This window comes from Synechococcus lacustris str. Tous (assembly GCF_003011125.1).
In the GTDB taxonomy this organism is placed as follows: Bacteria; Cyanobacteriota; Cyanobacteriia; order PCC-6307; family Cyanobiaceae; genus Synechococcus_D; species Synechococcus_D lacustris.
In genome coordinates, this window is the sequence record NZ_PXVC01000159.1 from 1 (window position 1) to 1,924 (window position 1,924).

Genomic DNA, 1,924 nt, shown 5'->3' on the forward strand with positions numbered 1-1,924 from the left:
CAATACAAATGCATCACAGCTAAGCATTAATAAACGCCTAGGGATCAAAGTGCGATCCGCCCTTAAGGATCTGAGCCGCGCCTTAAAAGCACCAGGAATAAGAAAATTTCTTACCATGGCTTGGAATATATAACGGTTGGTAGCAGCAGCGCAATACAAATGCATCACAGCCAAGCATTAATAAACGCCTAGGGATCAAAGTGCGATCCGCCCTTAAGGATCTGAGCCGCGCCTTAAAAGCACCAGGAATAAGAAAATTTCTTACCATGGCTTGGAATATATAACGGTTGGTAGCAGCAGCGGTTTTTTTAATTGAAAGATGCAGATTTTGCATAAAACCCCAGTATGGGACATTTCAAGAGTGTAAAYTAAAGCGATTCGCATATCGATGTGCATAGGCTTTTAGCAACTGCAGTGGCGCTGCCTTTGCTGGCGGGGCAGCTAAGTGGGGGCTYTGCCYTGGCTCAACCAGCAAAGGGAAGCGGCGTAATAAACATTGAACAGCGCCGCCAGTTTCGTTACGACAGCTATGTGCTTGGCCCCGGTGATGGCTTACAAATTGAAGTGATAGACATTCCTGAACTAAGCGGTACCTATTCAATTGGCCCCGACGGCACCCTATATCTGCCCCGGCTGAGGGCTGTTTATGCAAGTGGGCTCACAATTGAAACATTACGCAGCTTTTTAACTTAGCTATACACAGCTTTTGTAAAAAGGCCAAGGCTTTATGTAAGACCTGTGGCCTATCGTCCGATCCGTGTATATGTGGGCGGCGAAGTTAAAAGACCTGGTTATTACCAATTGAGTGGTGTAACAGGTTCTTTCCAGCAACCGGGCAATGTTAGCAACCAAGGCAGTAAATCTAATTTAGATAACTTGTCCATCGCAGAAGCGCAAAGCGGAAACCTTGCCTCAAGCCCATTTAGTCAAACTGCATTGCCCACAGTATTTGATGCGCTTCGCAATGCCCAAGGGTTAACACCTTTTTCAGACCTGCGTAAGGTTAGTGTTACCCGTAAGTTGCCTGAAGATCAAGGGGGAGGCAAAGTGCGAACAGAGTTAAATTTCCTTGGTGTTATCACCAATGGTGATGAAAGCCAAAATCTYAGATTATTTGATGGTGATGTGGTGGTGGTAGCYAAAAGCGATGAAATCCTTAGGGATCAATTGCTTAAGGCAGGTCAAACCAAYATAAGCCCACAATTCGTGCAGGTATTTGTAAGCGGTAGGGTAAAACAACCGGGGCCGCAAATCCTTCCCCAAGCAAGCACCTTAAACCAGGCTTTAATCAGTGCTGGCGGTCCGAAATTTTTAAAAGGAAAGGTTGAATTCGTTCGTTTTACCCGCGAGGGGGAAGTAGATAGAAGAATATTTAATTACAATCCTGGTGCAGCTGCCGAAAACTTCTCTAATCCAGTATTAATGGCAGGTGATATAATTCGTGTTAATGAATCTGTGCTAACCGGCACATTGAATGTAATCGATGAAGTAACAACGCCATTTGCTGGCGTTTTCGGAACCTATGCGCTAATCAAAGGAGTTGGTGGTTTCTAAATGAATCAAATCAACAATCAAAACATGAATCAGATCTCCACCACCCTCGAAAGCAATAACGACGAGATTGATCTGCGCCAACTAGCAGGTTCATTGAAACGTCAATGGAAAATAATTGCTGGCGTTACAGTGGCTTGTATATTATTATCCGCTTTAAAAACACTAACAACCAAGCCAACCTGGGAGGGTAGATTTGATATTGTTTTAAAGCAACCTGAAAGCAATTCATCTGTTAAGGCACAATTACTTGCTAGCAATCCAGCCTTAGGCGCTTTTATTGGAGGCGGTGGCGGCGCAAGTGAATTAGAAACCCAGGTTGAAATTTTAAATAGCACCTCAGTTTTAAATCCGATTTTCCAATATGTGCGAT

The 1,924-nt window shown here is 44.1% G+C and carries 3 protein-coding genes; all 3 read left to right on the plus strand.

Going from position 1 to position 1,924, the window contains the following annotated elements; translation table 11 throughout:
* Nucleotides 1–414 precede the first annotated feature (414 nt).
* Entirely contained in the window at nt 415–693 is a 279-nt protein-coding gene (locus tag C7K08_RS13785; RefSeq protein WP_161955941.1) for a polysaccharide biosynthesis/export family protein, read from the plus strand.
* A 45-nt stretch (nt 694–738) separates the two neighbouring features.
* A complete protein-coding gene (locus tag C7K08_RS13790) occupies nt 739–1,554 on the plus strand; it encodes a polysaccharide biosynthesis/export family protein (RefSeq protein ID WP_106501097.1) in 816 nt (271 codons plus the stop codon).
* Nucleotides 1,555–1,924: Wzz/FepE/Etk N-terminal domain-containing protein (locus tag C7K08_RS13795; protein WP_241537278.1), on the plus strand; the 370-nt coding region annotated here is incomplete at its 3' end.